Source organism: uncultured Tateyamaria sp., assembly GCF_947494755.1.
In the GTDB taxonomy this organism is placed as follows: domain Bacteria; phylum Pseudomonadota; class Alphaproteobacteria; order Rhodobacterales; family Rhodobacteraceae; genus Tateyamaria.
In genome coordinates, this window is sequence record NZ_CANLVZ010000004.1 from 101,785 (window position 1) to 118,446 (window position 16,662).

17 protein-coding genes are annotated in these 16,662 nt (G+C 62.0%); 4 read left to right on the forward strand and 13 right to left on the reverse strand.

The window, feature by feature from the left end; genetic code table 11:
• Window positions 1–50 precede the first annotated feature (50 nt).
• Window positions 51–1,292: a tyrosine--tRNA ligase gene (gene tyrS / locus Q0908_RS06465; RefSeq protein ID WP_299282032.1), complete on the forward strand. Its 1,242-nt coding sequence runs from the start codon at window positions 51–53 to the stop codon at window positions 1,290–1,292.
• Here the strand turns inward: tyrS and lpxB are convergent.
• From lpxB to pyrH, 13 genes are all read right to left on the reverse strand, one after another.
• On the reverse strand, window positions 1,289–2,452 hold the full coding sequence (gene lpxB, locus Q0908_RS06470) for a lipid-A-disaccharide synthase (RefSeq protein WP_299282034.1): 1,164 nt from the start codon (window positions 2,450–2,452) through the stop codon (window positions 1,289–1,291). The two genes, tyrS and lpxB, sit on opposite strands and share 4 nt — an antisense overlap.
• Window positions 2,440–3,321, reverse strand: a complete 882-nt coding sequence (lpxI, locus tag Q0908_RS06475) for a UDP-2,3-diacylglucosamine diphosphatase LpxI (RefSeq protein WP_299282036.1) — start codon at window positions 3,319–3,321, stop codon at window positions 2,440–2,442. Before lpxI ends, lpxB begins: the two co-directional genes overlap by 13 nt.
• A complete protein-coding gene (gene lpxA / locus Q0908_RS06480) occupies window positions 3,321–4,097 on the reverse strand; it encodes an acyl-ACP--UDP-N-acetylglucosamine O-acyltransferase (RefSeq protein ID WP_299282038.1) in 777 nt (258 codons plus the stop codon). Before lpxA ends, lpxI begins: the two co-directional genes overlap by 1 nt.
• Before the next feature lie 8 nt (window positions 4,098–4,105).
• Complete coding sequence (gene fabZ, locus Q0908_RS06485) at window positions 4,106–4,570, reverse strand: 3-hydroxyacyl-ACP dehydratase FabZ (RefSeq protein WP_299282039.1); 465 nt, start codon at window positions 4,568–4,570, stop codon at window positions 4,106–4,108.
• A 74-nt stretch (window positions 4,571–4,644) separates the two neighbouring features.
• A complete protein-coding gene (locus Q0908_RS06490) occupies window positions 4,645–5,184 on the reverse strand; it encodes an OmpH family outer membrane protein (RefSeq protein ID WP_299282041.1) in 540 nt (179 codons plus the stop codon).
• Between the two features lie 4 nt (window positions 5,185–5,188).
• Window positions 5,189–7,441: an outer membrane protein assembly factor BamA gene (gene bamA / locus Q0908_RS06495; protein ID WP_299282043.1), complete on the reverse strand. Its 2,253-nt coding sequence runs from the start codon at window positions 7,439–7,441 to the stop codon at window positions 5,189–5,191.
• A 229-nt stretch (window positions 7,442–7,670) separates the two neighbouring features.
• On the reverse strand, window positions 7,671–7,796 hold the full coding sequence (locus tag Q0908_RS06500) for a hypothetical protein (RefSeq protein ID WP_299282045.1): 126 nt from the start codon (window positions 7,794–7,796) through the stop codon (window positions 7,671–7,673).
• 97 nt (window positions 7,797–7,893) lie between these two features.
• Window positions 7,894–9,243 carry an RIP metalloprotease RseP gene (rseP, locus tag Q0908_RS06505; RefSeq protein ID WP_299282047.1) on the reverse strand — a complete coding sequence of 450 codons (1,350 nt, stop codon included), beginning with the start codon at window positions 9,241–9,243 and terminating at the stop codon, window positions 7,894–7,896.
• A 4-nt stretch (window positions 9,244–9,247) separates the two neighbouring features.
• On the reverse strand, window positions 9,248–10,417 hold the full coding sequence (gene dxr / locus Q0908_RS06510; protein ID WP_299282048.1) for a 1-deoxy-D-xylulose-5-phosphate reductoisomerase: 1,170 nt from the start codon (window positions 10,415–10,417) through the stop codon (window positions 9,248–9,250).
• Window positions 10,414–11,199 (reverse strand): phosphatidate cytidylyltransferase, encoded by a 786-nt coding sequence (locus tag Q0908_RS06515; protein ID WP_299282050.1) that lies wholly within the window; start codon window positions 11,197–11,199, stop codon window positions 10,414–10,416. The genes dxr and Q0908_RS06515 overlap by 4 nt, the downstream gene beginning before the upstream one ends.
• A complete protein-coding gene (gene uppS, locus Q0908_RS06520) occupies window positions 11,196–11,915 on the reverse strand; it encodes a polyprenyl diphosphate synthase (RefSeq protein WP_299282360.1) in 720 nt (239 codons plus the stop codon). Before uppS ends, Q0908_RS06515 begins: the two co-directional genes overlap by 4 nt.
• A gap of 130 nt (window positions 11,916–12,045) precedes the next feature.
• Window positions 12,046–12,609: a ribosome recycling factor gene (frr, locus tag Q0908_RS06525; RefSeq protein ID WP_299150022.1), complete on the reverse strand. Its 564-nt coding sequence runs from the start codon at window positions 12,607–12,609 to the stop codon at window positions 12,046–12,048.
• Window positions 12,610–12,698: 89 nt separating this feature from the next.
• Complete coding sequence (gene pyrH, locus Q0908_RS06530) at window positions 12,699–13,430, reverse strand: UMP kinase (RefSeq protein ID WP_299282052.1); 732 nt, start codon at window positions 13,428–13,430, stop codon at window positions 12,699–12,701.
• 72 nt (window positions 13,431–13,502) lie between these two features.
• On the opposite strand from pyrH, the gene miaA reads away from it, so the two are divergent.
• From miaA to Q0908_RS06545, 3 genes are all read left to right on the forward strand, one after another.
• Window positions 13,503–14,384, forward strand: a complete 882-nt coding sequence (miaA, locus tag Q0908_RS06535; RefSeq protein WP_299282054.1) for a tRNA (adenosine(37)-N6)-dimethylallyltransferase MiaA — start codon at window positions 13,503–13,505, stop codon at window positions 14,382–14,384.
• Between the two features lie 78 nt (window positions 14,385–14,462).
• Complete coding sequence (locus Q0908_RS06540) at window positions 14,463–15,254, forward strand: AraC family transcriptional regulator (protein ID WP_299282056.1); 792 nt, start codon at window positions 14,463–14,465, stop codon at window positions 15,252–15,254.
• Between the two features lie 354 nt (window positions 15,255–15,608).
• Window positions 15,609–16,655 carry an ABC transporter permease gene (locus Q0908_RS06545; protein ID WP_299282058.1) on the forward strand — a complete coding sequence of 349 codons (1,047 nt, stop codon included), beginning with the start codon at window positions 15,609–15,611 and terminating at the stop codon, window positions 16,653–16,655.
• Window positions 16,656–16,662 lie beyond the last annotated feature (7 nt).

The window sequence follows — 16,662 nt, forward strand, 5'->3', positions numbered from 1 at the left end:
CCCCTGCCTTGCTTATAGACTGCGGCAGGCCCGACCCGAGGACAAGCCAAATGACCTATTCCCCCCGATCCGATTTCCTGCATGTGATGAAATCGCGCGGCTTTCTGGCCGATTGCACGGACATGCAGGGCCTTGACGAGGCGCTGCTGAAGCCAGGGCAAAAGGCGTATATCGGGTTTGATGCGACGGCCAAGTCGCTGCATGTCGGCTCGCTGATCCAGATCATGATGCTGCGCTGGTTCCAGCAGACCGGGCATGACCCGATCACGCTGATGGGCGGGGGCACGACCAAGGTGGGCGATCCGTCTTTCCGCGCGGACGAGCGGCCCCTGCTGGACAGCGCGGCCATTGACGCCAATATCGCGGGCATCAAGCAGGTGTTTTCGGCTTACCTCGACTACGATGCGGGCGCGCAGATGCTCAACAACGCCGAGTGGCTGGATGGGCTGAACTACCTCGATTTCCTGCGCGATATCGGGCGGCATTTCTCGATCAACCGGATGCTGAGTTTCGAGTCGGTCAAGTCGCGACTTGATCGCGAACAATCCCTATCATTCCTTGAATTCAACTACATGATCCTGCAAGCCTATGATTTCATGGAGCTTCACCGCCGCTATGGCTGCATTTTGCAAATGGGTGGTTCGGATCAATGGGGCAATATCGTCAATGGCATCGACCTGACCCGCCGAGTGATTGAGGGCGAGGTCTATGGGCTGACCTCACCGCTGCTGACCACATCCGATGGCAAGAAGATGGGCAAATCCCAGTCAGGTGCCGTGTGGCTGAACCCTGACATGCTTTCGCCTTACGAGTTCTGGCAGTTCTGGCGCAACACGACGGATGCGGATGTGGGGCGGTTCCTGAAACTTTATACCGAACTGCCACTGGATGAGTGCGCGCGGCTTGGTGCGCTGAAAGGGTCCGAGATCAACGAGGCCAAGGCCCGCCTTGCCACCGAAGTCACCACCCTGCTGCACGGGGCGGAGGCGGCCAAGACCGCCGCCGAAACCGCGCGCGATGTCTTTGAGAAAGGCGGCGTCGGGGATGACCTGCCCACCCTCACCTTGTCGGCCGATGATCTGGGCGACGGGATTTCCATCGTGCAGCTGATCGTGAAGTCGGGTCTTGCAGGGTCTGGCAAAGAGGCCAAGCGCCTGATTGCGGAGGGCGGCGCGCGCATGAACGACGCGGCCTTGACCGATGCGGGCTTGATGGTGGATGGCGCGGCACTGTCCGCTCCGATCAAGCTGTCGGCGGGCAAGAAACGGCACGCGCTGGTGCAATTGGGCTAAAGCCTGCCCAACACCGCACGGGCGGCGCGCAGGCCGGGGTCTTCTCCGCCACGGCCCAACCGCTCCATCGTCTGTTCCAGCGCGGCGGCCTGTTTCGAGGGGTCGGCCAGCAGGGTTTCCATCGCGGAAATCACATTCTCCAGCGTGAAATCGTACCCGATCGCCTCGGGCACGATGCGCGAGTCGGTGATGTGATTGATCAGACTGTAGGTGTCGGTGATCATCATCCGGCTGATGATCGCGCGGCTCAGCCAGTGGACATCATTGGCGCTGACCAGCGGCGTGCCGGACGCGGCCAGTTCCAACTGGACGGTGCCGGAATTGGCAAGCGCCACATCCGCCGCCCCGAACGCAGCCGTCTTTTCCGCCTGCGCCGCCTCAAGTGGCACGCCGCGCGGGTCCAGTACGACGGGCCTGACCGGCCAGTCCGCGACCTCGGCCAGCACCGCGTCAGCCACATTGGCCGCTGCGGGTAAAACAACGCGCAAGTCGGGGCGAGTTTGCGCCAGATGCCCCAGAGCCTGCCCAAAGACAGGGGCCATCCGCGACACCTCGCCCCGGCGCGATCCGGGCAGCGCGAGGATCAGCGGCGCGGCATCGGTCAGCCCATGTTTGGCGCGAAAGGCTGTGATCTGTTGCGCATCCGCCTGCGGCACGGTGGCCGCCGGGTGGCCCACGAAATCGCAGGTCATGCCTGCGGCCTCCATATAAGGGGGCTCGAACGGGAACAGCGCGAGGACGTGATCAATCACGCGGGCCATCTTGTGCGCGCGCTTTGGCCGCCAAGCCCACACTGTCGGGGCCACATAGTGCATGGTGCAAATGCTCGACACCGCCTTGACCTGTTTGGCCACACGCAGGCTGAAATCCGGGCTGTCGATAGTGATCAGCACATCGGGGCGCGCAGCCACCGCCGCCTCTGCGGTTTCGCGAATGCGGCGCTTGAGGTGACGATATTTGGGCAGCACCTCGGCAATGCCCATCAAGGTGAGTTCAGACATGTCAAAGCGGCTGTTGAGGCCTTGGGCCTGCATCTGTTCTCCGCCGATGCCGTCAAATTCCACATCCGGGTAAAGCGTGGTGAGCCCGGCCATCAGTGCGCCGCCCAAAGCATCCCCCGATGGTTCGCCCGCGATGATGAAGACCTTTAGCGCACCCACAGAAACATCCCCACAGCATCCAGATCCGCAATCACGTCGGCAAGGTCGAGCACCATGACCCCGCCCTCCTCGATCACGATCCCTTCGAGCCCGGCCTGCGCCGCACGCGCCACGGTCCCCGAACCGATGGTGGGCAGATCAACACGGCGGTCCTGACCGGGTTTCGGGGCCTTGAACAAAAGGCCGCGGCGCGGTGATGCAGGTGGCGCGCCGTCTGGTCCCGATAGCCAGTCGGCAGCCGTGCCCAGCACGGAGCCGACCGCATCCATCGCCGCGCCAAAGGGGTCATCGCTCGGCCCTGTGGGCCCCAGACCATCCAGCATCGCATCGGTCCCGGCGGTCTCTTCGCGCGCGACGACCGTGCGGTCACGGATGACGCAGGCTTGTCCCACATCCGTCTTGGCCTGATCGCCCAACACGTTGAGCGCGACGGTCACATCGCTTTCGGCATGGGGCGGCACGGGCGTGCGGGTCGGGCACCCACGTGCGGGCAACAGATCGGGCGCGAGCGTGGCGGCCCCGACAACCTTTAGCCCTGCCTCTTCGAACAGGGTCGCAATCGCGCGCAGGGCCTTGTCCTCGCCCCCCGCAACGGCCGCGGCGAGCGTGGGCACCATGGGGGCGGTCTGTGCATCGATCTGGGTCGGATCAACGGCGGGACGGTCAATGCGACCGCAAAAGCACACCTCGCGCACGCCGCGCGTGCTCAGGTCCGACAGAAAACTGCCCAGATGCTCGACGCGAAAGTGGACATCGACGCTCAGGTCCGCCGGATCATTGCCAGCCAGACTACAGACCAGCGGCGGTGTCGTTTGCGCGCGGGCCACTGCCCCCGGCAAAGCGCCCTGACCTGCGATCACTGCCAGCATCAGCGCGGCGTCAGGAACGACCGGTCGCTGTCGCCCATCACAAAGTCCACGATTTCACGCACATAGGCGCTTTCGGATTCACGCCCCAACCGCTCGGCGCGGTCGTGAAAGGTCCCGTCCCCCTGGGCCAGCATCTGGAAGGCGGCGCGCAGGGCGGTGATGTCCGCCCGGCTCACGCCCCGCCGCTTGAGGCCCACAAGATTCAGCCCGTCCAACTCGCCACGCGGGGCCTGCACAAGCCCGTAGGGAATGACGTCATTGGTGACCATGGTCACAGCACCGATGATGGCCCCGCGCCCGATGCGCACAAACTGGTGGATGCCGGAGAGACCGCCCACGATCACATCATCCTCGATGATGCAGTGGCCCGCGACAGCAGCCGAGTTTACCACGATCACCCGGTCCCCGAGCAGCGCGTCATGAGCAATGTGACAGCCGGCCATCAACAGCCCGTCATCGCCGATGCGGGTCACTCCGCCCCCGCCTTCGGTACCACAGTTCATCGTGACATGTTCGCGGATGCGGTTGCGCTTGCCAATGACAAGGCGGCTCGCCTCGCCCTTGAATTTCAAATCCTGGGGCACCTCGCCAATGACCGCGAAGGAGAAGATCACGGTGCCCTCACCAACTTCGGTATCACCGGTCACGACCACATGGCTTTTGAGGACCACATCAGGGCCGATCACGACCTGCGGGCCGACCACGCAAAACGGGCCAATCCTGGCACTTGGATCAATCTGCGCACCGTCCTCGATGACAGCGGAGGGGTGGATCATCGACTGCGTCATGCGGCGGGCAAGTCCATCATCGCGGTGAACTCGGCCTCGCAGGCCATCTCGCCTTCGACTTGCGCCATGCCCTGAAACTTCCAAACTTTGCCACCGGGCTTGCCACGCACGGTGGTCAGGTGCAGCTCGAGCACGTCGCCGGGCAGGACCATGCGGCGGAATTTGCATCTATCAATCGCCATGAAATAGACGAGCATATTCTGATCCGCCATGTCCAGCGCCGTGCCCACCATCACCGCCGCTGTCTGGGCCATCGCCTCGACGATGGTGACGCCGGGCATGATCGGTTTGCCGGGGAAATGGCCCTGAAAGTGGGGCTCGTTCATTGTGACGTTCTTGATGCCCGTCGCCGACTGATAGCCGTCAATGTCCCTGACCTTGTCCACCAGCAAGAACGGATAGCGGTGGGGCAGGATGCGTTGGATCAACCCGATATCGGCGGTCAATAAATCAGTGGTCATGCGATGCTCGGGCCTTTTGTATTATGTGGTCTGTTGTCTTGCCTACCAAGACGTCGGTCATGTCGCAAGCGCGCCTAGTCGGGCGTTTGCACCCCATCACCGAGGGCCTCGTTCATCCGCTCGACCGCCGTATCGGTGATGTCGATGGCATTGGCGCTAATGAAGACGCTGCGGCGCTCCAGAATGACCGCCGCGCCAGCCTCGCGCATGATCGCCTCAAGCACCGGGGCGGCCGCATTCAGAAAGCGGTCGCGGTTTTCTTCGAGCTGGTTGGCGATTGCGCGGTTTTCCGCCTCGCGCTGTTCGCGAATGGATTGCACCCGGGCGTCAAACGCATCCGCAAGGGCGCGGAAGTCCTCGGGTGGCAGGTCGGCGCGCTGTTCGGTCAGGGCCAGTTCTTCGGTCTCGAGCGTCTCTTCGATCACCCGGTTGTCCTCGGCCAGGGCGTCTGTCTGTTCGGCAATCTCGCGCAGGACCCGCTGGCCAAAGTCACTGGCGCGGTAAAAGCGGTCGCTGTCGATGGTCAGGATCGGGCTGCGCACGTCCTGGGCAAAGGAAACGCTGGCCCCGAACAGGGCCAGCGTCACGATGATCAGGCGAAGGGCTGATCCCATCGCCCTAGAACGTCGTCGAAATGGTCAGATCGAATGTCTGCTCTTCGTCGAAGTCTTCTTTGCTCAGGGCGTTGGTAAAGTTCAGGCGCAGCGGACCCACGGCAGTGTCCCAAAAGATCGAGAAGCCGATCACATGGCGGAACGAGCCGCCCTCGCCCACGATATTGCCGCCTGACAGGTCCACATCGCTGAGGTCCCAAAGGTTGCCAACGTCATAGAAGACGCCGCCGCTGATCCCCAACTCGTCCGGCAGGCCAAGAGGGAATTCCGCCTCAAACCGTGCCGCGAGGAACAGGTTACCACCAAGCGGGTCAGAGTCGCTCGGGGCCGACAGGTCACGTGGCCCGATGCCACCCGGTTCAAAACCACGCAGAACGCTTGGCCCGATCGAAAAGCGGTCAACCGTCCGGTTCACACCGCCAGACCATGCCAGATATCCACCCTCGAGCGTGGCGCGCAACGTCACCTCGTCGTTGAAGGCAAGTCGCTGGCCCACGACCTTGGCCCGCGTTCGGATGAATTCGGCGTCACCCCCCAATCCGGAAAAATCCTGACCGAATTCGATGAGATAGCCCGCATCCGGGTTCAGCCCATTCCTGCGCGAGTCGTAGGTGTAGGTATAGCCAATCGACGATGCCGCTTGATTGCCCGCGTCGATTTCGGTCTGCACCACCGCGCCGTTCTGTACGGGGCTACGGATCAGCTGTTCGTTGTCAAGAAACGTGTAACGCAGGCTCAAGATGCCCTTTTCGTTGATCGGAAAGGTCAGGCTTGGCTGAAAGCGGAAGGACTCCGTGTCGTAGTTGGCAAAGCTCGAGTCGCTCTCGCTATATTGCAGCGCCAGACCAAATGCGACGTCGCGCCCCAGAAAGGATGGCTCGACAAAGTTGATGCCGTAACGTTCAGCCTCTTCCGCGGTCGAAATGCTGAACCCAAGGGTTTGGCCGCGACCAAGGAAGTTACGTTCGGTGAACCCGACAACCAGCCCAAAGCCGTCATCGCGCGAGAACGCGCCACCAAAGTTGAGCGAGCCTGTGGGCTGCTCTTCGACATCGACGTCAATCACGACACGATCGGGTGTCGATCCTTCGCGTGCCTCCACGTTGGATTCCGAAAAGTAGTTCAGTGCGCGGATCCGTTCCGCGGCATCGCGAATCTCACGCGGGTTGAAGGGGTCACCTTCCGCAATGCGGAACTGGCGGCGCACCACGCGGTCCAGCGTTGTGGTGTTGCCCTCGACATCGATCCGCTCGACAAAGACCCGCGGGCCGCGTGTCAGCACCAATTCCACATCCAGCGTCAGATCGCGGTCGTTGCGCACCACACGCGGCTCGACCCGCAGAAAATCAATACCGTCGCGTTGACCCTGTCGCTCAAGCCGCGAGATTTCGGCGTCCACCAGCGCGGGCGAATAGACCACGCCCGGGCGCACCTTGATCAGCGACTGATAGGCATCGGGGTCAATCTGGTTGATATCGGTCGCAACGCTCACTTCGCCAAAGCGAAACTGCTGGCCTTCTTCGATATTGAAGACCAAGAAAAAGCCGTCGCGTTCCTCGGTGAGCTCTGCATTTGTGCTGAGCACGCGGAAATCGACATAGCCGCGAGAGGTGTAGAAGTCAGACAAGACTTGACGGTCAAATGCCACCCGATCCTCCACCAGTGTATCGCTCTGGATCAGAGCGCGGAAGATACCCGCCTGCTTGGTTTCAAGCACCCGGCGCAAGCGACGGTCGGAATAGACGCGGTTGCCGACAAAGCTTACGCGCTCGACCTCGACCACATCGCCTTCGAAAATCTCAAAGACCAGATCGACGCGATTGTCCTGACGGCGGATCACCCGCGGGCTGACCCGTGCGGCGATACGGCCCTGGCTGGAATAAGCTTCGGCGATGGCACTTGCATCGCGCTCGGCCTGCGCGGGGCTGAACACCCGACGCTCCTGACTTTGCACCACGGCGCTGAGCGCTTCGTCGTCAACCCGGCGGTTGCCTTCATAGGATACGCGGTTGATCGTGGGCAGTTCGACAACCGTGATAAGCAACGTGGACCCTTGCGGCTCAACCGACACCGTTTCGAACAATCCGCTGCTTTGGAGGTTCTGAACGGCGTCATTGACCTGCCCGGCCGTCACCGTCTGACCCGGAGCGATTCCCGCGCGCGAGAGGACGGCAGCATCACCTACGCGTGTATTACCGTCCACTACAATTCGGTTGAATTGGAAATTCTGCGCTAGGGATGGTGCTACTTGCCCCATCCAAGCCACTGAAACCAACGCAATAATCGCAAACGCTCTAACGAAAAACTCTCGGCATGACAGTGCCATCTTATGCTCGCCCCTCGACCCGTGTCCCATGGTTGTATCCCACGTATTCAGACATACTATGCCGAAGTGAGTAACGGGAATGCGAGGGCTTGTCAAAACCAACAAAACCCGCGCCATGGGCGCAGGTTGGTCGTTTTTCAGGCGTATGAAGCTTTGTGGCTCAGAGCGTGCCGAGCCAGGCACCGGCCACCAACGCAATCGCAATAGTGCACCCATAGAGCGCACGATCCCAGTTGAGCATCATCAAAAGGCTCAGGCCGCGATATCCGCTTTGAAGTGTTTGCATGACAGCATCCTTTCAGTTGCACATGATATGCATGCTGATTGCGGCCTGACTTGGGATCAAATGTGGCAAGAGTTGGGCAACTGCGCCCTGCCGCCTTTTAAGGGCAGAACAAATCGTTGCCGAGCGCGAACATCATCAGCGACAGCACCAGCGTCAGCCCCACCGCCATCAGGACTTGCAAGGCCCGATCACTGGGGGGTTTGCCGGTCACCGCCTCGTAAGCGTAAAAGACCAGGTGCCCCCCATCCAGCGCCGGGATCGGGAACAGGTTCAGCAGGCCGACGGCGGTGGACAGCACCGCAATGAACCAGATGAAACTTTGTGCGCCCTGGCTCGCCATGGTGCCCGACACTTGCGCGATCCCGATGGGCCCTGACAGGTTACAGGTGCTGATTGCGCCGGTGATCATGTGGCCAAGCCCCGAGATCGAGCCGCTGATAATTGTCCATGTCTGCGCCACCCCGCCCGTGATCGCGGCACCAATACCGGGGGACTGCGTGGCAGGCTCAAACGCGCTCCCGCTGGCGATACCGATGCGCCACTGGGTCGCGAACCCGCCGTCGGGTTGCGGTTCGTCCACGCGTTTGGGGGTCAGCACCTTTTGCAGCTCAGCCCCGTCGCGCCACACGGTCAGGTCAAGGCTGCGCCCGTTGGACCCTTCGACCGCGTTCTTGATTTCGGTGAAGGTAAAGATCGGGGTGCCGTCCACGGCGGTGATCACATCGCCCCGCTCGATATCCGCGGCCACAGCCGCACTTTGCGGGCTGACGCCCTGCACGAAGGGCGGGCGTAAATGAGGGCCGTCCACGACCAGCCGCTCCCCATCCCGCTCGACCGTGTAGGTCAGGTTTTCGGTCAGGGGCAATGTGTCGACAAACGTGCCGTAGGTGGGATCATCCAAGCTCGGCAGGGCCGCGCCATTCACTTCCAGCACGACGTCACCCGATTGCAGATCTTGCGTCTGCGTCGGCAGCGGGCGCAATTCGCCGACAGTCAACGGGTCACGAACCACGCCGTTGGAATAGCCAACGATGGCAAACACCATAATCGAAAGAGCAAAGTTGAACACAGGACCCGCCGCAACCGTCGCAGCCCGCGCCCACAAGGGCGCACCGTGCATGGTGCGGCGCAAGGCGGCAGGGTCAGACTGCACGTCCGCCATCGCCGCTTCGTCCTTGCCCGAGGCCGCGTTCGCATCCCCAGCAAACTTCACATACCCGCCAAAGGGCAGCGCCGCGATCTGCCAGCGGGTGCCGCGCTTGTCCATCCGGCTCCACAGTACGGGGCCAAAGCCGATGGAAAACACATCCGCCTGAATGCCCGACCAGCGCCCGACGATGTAATGGCCATACTCATGGATCGCCACGATCACGCTCAGCGCGACAACAAAAAAGAAAATAGTCCATGCGAAACCGCCAAAGGCGGGTATCAAGGCCGAAATATCCAAGGTGCTATCCTGTTTTTTGCTCGATCAGGCTGCGTGTGGCCTCTCTCGCGATGTGGTCCACGTGCAGTACATTATCAAGGGTCATTGCGGCATCAATATGACTTGGATCGGTGGTTTCGAGGACCTCCTGGACGATCTCGGCCATCTTTGTGAAGCCTAACCGACCACCGATAAAGCCATCAAGCGCGGTTTCCTTGGCCGCGTTGAATATGGCCCCCGACAGCCCTCCCCGCTCCATCACTTCGCGCGCCAGGCGCAAGGCGGGCCAGCGCACCTCGTCCGGCGCGCGGAAGGTGAGTTGACCGATGGCGGCCAGATCAAGCCGTTCCACCGGAAGCGTGCGGCGCACGGGCCAGTGCAAGGCATAGCCAATGGCGTGGCGCATATCGGGCGGGCCGACATGGGCCATCAGCGCGCCATCGCGAAAGCCGACCATCGCGTGGATCATGGATTCAGGATGTACCAGAACTTCGATCTGACTTGGCTCGACGCCGAAATATTCTCGGGTTTCAATAAGTTCCAGCGCCTTGTTGAACATGGAAGCACTGTCGATGGTGATCCGCTGGCCCATGTCCCAATTGGGATGTGCCGAGGCTTCGGCCAGCGTGGCCGTGGCCAGTTGTTCCAGCGGCCAGTCGCGGAACGCCCCGCCCGACGCGGTGATCACGATGCGTTCGACCGCGCTCATCTCTTCACCGACCAACGCTTGAAACACCGCCGAGTGCTCACTGTCCACAGGCAGCAGGCGCGCGTCGTGGCGCTTGGCCGTTTCAAGGATCAGCGACCCGGCACAGACCAGCGTTTCCTTGTTGGCCAGCGCCAGCGTCGCCCCCTGTTCAAGCGCACACATGCCCGGCGCGAGGCCTGCAGCCCCCACAATGGCCGACATGACCCAATCCGCAGGGCGGCTCGCCGCCTCGTTCACCGCGGCCGGTCCGGCGGCCGCCTCGATGCCCGAGCCCTGCAGGGCGTCGCGCAGATCCTCAAGCCGATCCTCATCCGCCGTCACGGCAACATCGGCCCGTAACCGTTTGGCATCACTGGCAAGTTGAGCGATATTCGACGCCCCGGTCAGCGCGACCACGTTATAGGCGTCCGGGTAGCGCGCGATCAGATCAATGGTGTTTTGCCCGATCGATCCCGTCGCGCCCAGTATCGAAATGCGTCGGCTCACAAGACGCCGCCCGGAAATCCGGCGACCTGGCCCAGCATCAGCAGAAAGACCGATGCGCCGAGCATCCCGTCAAAGCGGTCCAGCACCCCGCCATGGCCCGGGATCAGGGCCGAAGAGTCCTTGACCCCCATGCGCCGCTTGATCGCGCTTTCGGCGATGTCGCCCATCTGGCTGGCCATCGACACGGCGATGGACACGCCGATCAGCTGTAGCGTGGCCTCGGTGTTGATCGCAAAGACGGCACCCACCACCCCTGCCCCGATCCAGCCCGCGACCGTTCCGGCCCACGTCTTCTTGGGGCTGACGCGCGGCCAGAATTTCGGCCCGCCAATCAGGCGGCCCGCGAAATAGCCCACCACGTCCGTGACCACGACCACCAGCACCAGCCAGACCATCCAGCCAAACCCAAGATCGTCGCGCACGTTCATCATGCCGAACCCGGCCATCAGCACGAGCACGGTAAAGGTCATGTAGGTCACGCGGTGCTTGTCGAGCTGGCCAAAGCCGACCATCGCCGGGGCCAGCAGCAGGGGCAGCGCAAAGCCTGTGGGCAAATAGACCGCCAGCAGAACGGCGACGGCGGCCACACCGCCCAACTGCACCGCGCGCCCCACGCTGGTTGGAGCGATCATGCGCACAAGTTCCCAAACCATCAGCCCGCAGATCACGGCTACAAGCACATGAAAGACGTCGCCGCCGACCCAAATACCCCAGATGCCGATCAGCACCATGACAAGGCCCGAGCCCATGCGCACCGCCAGATCGGACCACTTTTCCGTCATGCCTTGACCCCGCCAAAGCGTCGCTCGCGTCCACCGTAATTGGCGCACAAGGCGGTGAATTCAGCCCGCGCGAAATCGGGCCACAGCGTATCGATGAATTCATATTCCGCATAGGCCGATTGCCAGAGCAGAAAGTTCGAAATGCGCGCCTCACCGCTGGTGCGTATCACGAGGTCCGGATCGGGTAAAACGTAAGTATCCAGGTATTTTGGCAGTGTTTCTTCATCCACATCGTCGGGGTCGAGCCGGCCAGCGGCCACATCCTCGGCCAGTCGTTTTGTGGCGCGGGCCACCTCGTCCCGCCCGCCGTAATTCAGCGCAATGGTCAGGTGCACCTTGGTGTTTTCCGAGGTCAGCAATTCCAGCTCGTCCATCAGGCTGACCAGTTTGGGGTCCAGCCGCACTCGATCCCCAATAAACCGCACCCGCACCCCAAACGCGCTGAGCGCGCGGGCCTCTTTGGTGATGTAGCGGCGAAACAGGCTCATCAGCCCGGCGACCTCGACCTGAGTGCGTTTCCAGTTCTCGGTCGAGAAGGCAAAGATCGTCAGATATTCGACGCCGATATCAGGGCAGGTCTCCACGATCTCGCGCACCCGGCGCGCACCCGCATGATGGCCGAACAGACGGGGGCGTCCACGCTGCGTTGCCCAACGTCCGTTGCCGTCCATGATGATCGCGACGTGGCGCGGGCCGGTATGTGCGGGGTTTGAGATGTGATGGTTCCTTGGTTTGTGAGCGCCAAAGCAAGGCGGTTTTGTTTGGTTGCCCTCTACCGGGGCTCCGCCCTCTAATGATCCAAACGCTCCCCCGGAGCGTTTGCCGGGCCTTGGCCCGGTGCGGTCATTAGACCTGCATGATCTCGGCTTGTTTGGTCTCCAGGGCTGCGTCGATGGCCTTGATATACTTGTCGGTCATGTCCTGCATTTCGCCCTGCCACAGCTTTTCGTCGTCTTCGGACATGCCGTCGGCCTTAGCCTTCTTGATCTGGTCCATCCCGTCGCGGCGCAGGTTGCGCACCGACACGCGGGCGTTTTCGGCGTAGCTGCCCGCCACCTTGGTCAACTCGCGGCGGCGTTCTTCGTTCAGTTCCGGGATCGGCAGCATGATGATCGTGCCGTTGAGCTGCGGATTGATCCCCAGCCCACTTTCACGGATCGCTTTTTCGACCTTGCCCACAAGGCCCTTGTCCCAGACGTTGATTGTGACCATGCGCGGTTCGGGCACGTTCACGGTGCCAACCTGATTGATCGGGGTCATGGATCCGTACGCATCCACCATCACAGGCTCCAGCATCGAGGCTGACGCGCGGCCCGTGCGCAGTGATGCAAATTCGGTTTTCAGGTTCGCCATGGCACCGTCCATGCGGCGCTCAAGGTCGTCTGTGTCAAGCATGAAGTCTTCGGACATCGCGTTCCCCGTCGTTTCTTGGGCCGTCTTGGCCGCGTTGGATACCGATATAGGCCATGATTTGGGCAGATGGCCAGCAGAACTGCCGCCTAGCCCTGAACCTTGGTAAAGGTGCCGCGTCCTTCAAGGATTTCCTTGAACCCGCCGGGCGTATCCAGCGGAAAGACATAAAGCGGCAGGTTGTTGTCGCGCGCCAACGCGATGGCGCTTGCGTCCATCACAGCGAGGCGTTTGGCCAGCACCTCGTCATAGGTGACCGTGTCATAGCGCACCGCATCCGCGTGTTTGGCCGGGTCCTTGTCATAGACCCCGTCGACCCCGTTTTTGCCCATGAAGATCGCAGCACACGACATCTCGTTGGCGCGCAGGGTCGCAGCGGTATCCGTGGTAAAGTACGGGTTGCCCGTTCCCGCGGCAAAGATGCAGACCCGCTTTTTCTCGAGGTGGCGCACCGCGCGGCGGCGGATATAGGGCTCGGCCACTTCGTTCATGGTGATGGCGCTGATGACGCGGGTGAACACCCCAAGCCCCTCGAGCGCAGATTGCATGGCCAGCGCGTTCATGACCGTGGCCAGCATCCCCATGTAGTCAGCGGTGGTCCGCTCCATCCCCTGGGCCGACCCTTGCAGGCCGCGAAAGACGTTGCCACCCCCGATCACCATGCAGATTTCCACCCCCATGTCGTGGACCGCCTTGACCTCTTTGGCGATCCGCTCGACCGTCGGGGGGTGCAGCCCATAGCCCTGATCGCCCATCAGCGCCTCGCCCGAAATTTTCAACATGACCCGTTTGTAGGTCGTTCCAGAATCGGTCTCGGTCATGGCGTGCCCCCGCTCTTTCAATTTGCGCGCAACCTGTCCTAAAAGCGTCGGGCTTTCAATGGAAGACACCGCGTGATCACCGACCTTATTGCCAAACTCGACCCTGCACTGCCCGTTCTGATTGTAGGGCCGACCGCTTCGGGTAAATCCGCGCTTGCGCTGGCCATCGCCGAGGCGCAGGGCGGTGTCGTCGTGAATGCGGATGCCAGCCAGGTCTATGACTGCTGGCGGGTGATCACAGCCCGCCCCTCGCCCGAGGAAGAGGTTCGCGCGCCACATCACCTTTATGGGCATGTCGCCTACGATACCCCTTACTCCACCGGGCATTGGCTGCGCGAGGTTGCGCCGCTGCTGGACGGGCCGCGCCCGATCATTGTCGGAGGCACCGGGCTTTACTTCGCCGCGCTGACGGAAGGGCTGGCAGAAATTCCTGAAACCCCGCCCGCCCTGCGCGCCCAAGGCGACACGATGGAGGCGGGTGATATGCTGGCCACGCTCGATCCGGAGACTGCCGCGCGCATCGACACCGCCAACCGCGCCCGCGTGCAGCGGGCCTGGGAGGTGCAGACCGCCACGGGGCGCGGGCTGGCGGCATGGCAGGATGACACTGCCCCGCCACTCTTGGTCAAAGGCAGCTATGCCGGGATCGTTCTGGACAGTCCCAAGGACTGGCTGACCCCGCGGATCGAAACCCGCTTTGATCAGATGTTGCGCGCAGGCGGGCTCGAGGAAGCCCGTGCCATGCGCACCCTGTTTGATCCCACCCTGCCCGCCTGCCGCGCCATCGGGGTGCGCGAGGCTATGGGTGTAATCGACGGCACCCTCACCTACGCCCAAGCCGTCGAAAGCGCCACCATCGCCACGCGCCGCTACGCGAAGCGGCAACGCACGTGGTTTCGCGCCCGCATGGCGGACTGGCGTCGGATCGATGCCGAACACCTCGCCCGCCCTTGACCTTTTTTCCTGTTTCCGCTGGTTTAATCATGTCATGCATGTTCAAAATTTACAGTTTCGAACAACCGTGCAGGCCAGATGTCCCTTGCTCCGATCAAAATTGCGACCCTTGGCCAACTGACCGGTCCGCAGGACTGGCGGCTGTCCCAGGTCCATGATCGCCCCGAGCATCTGATCATCTGGATCACGCGCGGTCAGGGGCGGATGCTGCTGAACGGAACCCGGCGCGGGGTGGGTACGCACAATGCCATCTCAATTCCGCCGCGCACGTTGTTTTCGCTTGAATTGGGCCGGCAAGGGGCTGGCATGGTCGCCCTGATCCCCGATGGCAGTGACATCCGCCTGCCCGAAGGTCCCCGGCAGTTGCGCATCCGCGATGTGGCGGCCATCACGGATATGACGGCGCTGTTCGAGGCCGCCCACCGCGAAGTCACCACGCCGCGCCCGCTGACGCAGGATGCGCTGGATGGGCACACGGCCCTGATTTCGGTCTGGTTGCGCCGCCAGATCGCAATGCCCGATCACCTGCCCTTGCCCATGAATGCCGCCGCCCGGCTGAGCGCGGCATTCTGTGATCGGGTCGCCCATCATCACGCTTTGGGGCTGACCATGGCCGATCATGCAGAGGCATTGAATGTGACCCCAACCCACCTGACGCGCGTCTGCAAGGCTGCCACGGGGCGCACGGCAGCCGATCTTTTGACCGAACGTGTGCTTTACGCGGCACGGATCGGATTGATCGAAAGTGACGGTGCCATTCAGGACGTGGCGCGGCATCTGGGTTTTGGATCGGCTGCCTATTTCACCCGGTTCATGCAGCAACACACCGGTATGACCCCCTCCGCCGTGCGCCAAAACGGGCGGCTTTGATGGCCTTTGCAACATCGCTGTCCGTTCAGGCATGTCGCGTATGGATCAGGTAAATGTCGCAAACGTGCATCAAATATTGCAAGGACACCGTTGACCTGCGTCCGGTTCTGTTGCCTCATGCCCCGATAACCGATTGATGCTGCACGGGTGCGCACTGTTTCGAGCCAGACAGAGCCCCCATCGGGAACAAGCCAGCACTATCGGAAACCGGGGAGCCAACGTGTCGTAGCCAATCAATCACCAACGAAATTCTTATGACGTCCACATGACGTTCACGCGAGGCGCAGCCAATGTTGCCCGCGAAACATCACCGGCAGCACAAGACTGCCGCAGCCACCACAACAGGGGCGCTATATGGGACTTTTCATTCTCAGACGACTGGGTGTGATGTTGCTGACGGCAATCTGCCTGACCTTCATCGTGTTCTTTCTGACCAATCTTTACCCAAACCTTGAGAAACTGGCCAAAACCCAGGGCAACTTCCGCATGTCGGACGAGGCCGTGGCAAGCTGGCTCGGGGATCGCGGCTATACCGACAACACATTCGTCAAATACGGCCGCTGGCTTGGCGTCGCGCCCGGCTGGACCACCGAGAAGGACGACGGCACGGTCACCGGTCAGTGTTTTGACAAAGGGACCCCGGTCGAGGAGCGCTCCACCTTCTGCGGTGTATTGCAGGGCGACTGGGGCTATTCGCTGGTGTTCAAGGATGAGGTCGGCAGCCTGGTCGCCACGCGGCTTGCGGCGACAGGCAAGCTGATGGGCTTCGTGTTGCTGGTAATGGTGCCCATGGCGCTGATCGTGGGCGTACTGGCGGGGATGCGCGAGGGGTCGGGGCTCGATCGCTCGCTCTCGACCTTCTCGATTGCGACTACAGCGACGCCTGAATATGTTTCGGGGGTCATCTTCATCGCGGTCTTTGCCTCCTCCGCCTTCGGGCTCAAGTGGTTCAAGGGATCGGCGACCCAGGCTATCGAGAACGCGACCTTCGAAAACTTCACCTTGCCGGTGGTCACCATCGCCCTTTACGGGATGGGATATATCGCGCGGATGACACGGGCATCGATGACCGAGGTGATGACGGCGCAATATATCCGCACCGCGCGGCTCAAGGGGGTCAGCTTCGGCAATATCGTCATGAAACACGCGCTGCGCAACGCGCTGATTGCGCCGTTCACCGTCATCATGCTGCAAATCCCGTGGCTGCTGAACGGGGTCGTGATCGTTGAGACGCTCTTTAACTACAAGGGTTTTGGCTGGCTGCTGGTGCAGGCGGCGGGCAACAACGACATCGAACTTCTTCTGGCCGTTTCGGTCGTCTCTGTGGTCGTGGTGCTGATCACGCAGCTGATATCTGATATCGGCTACGTGTTCCTCAACCCACGCATCCGCATTTCTTAAGGGAGGG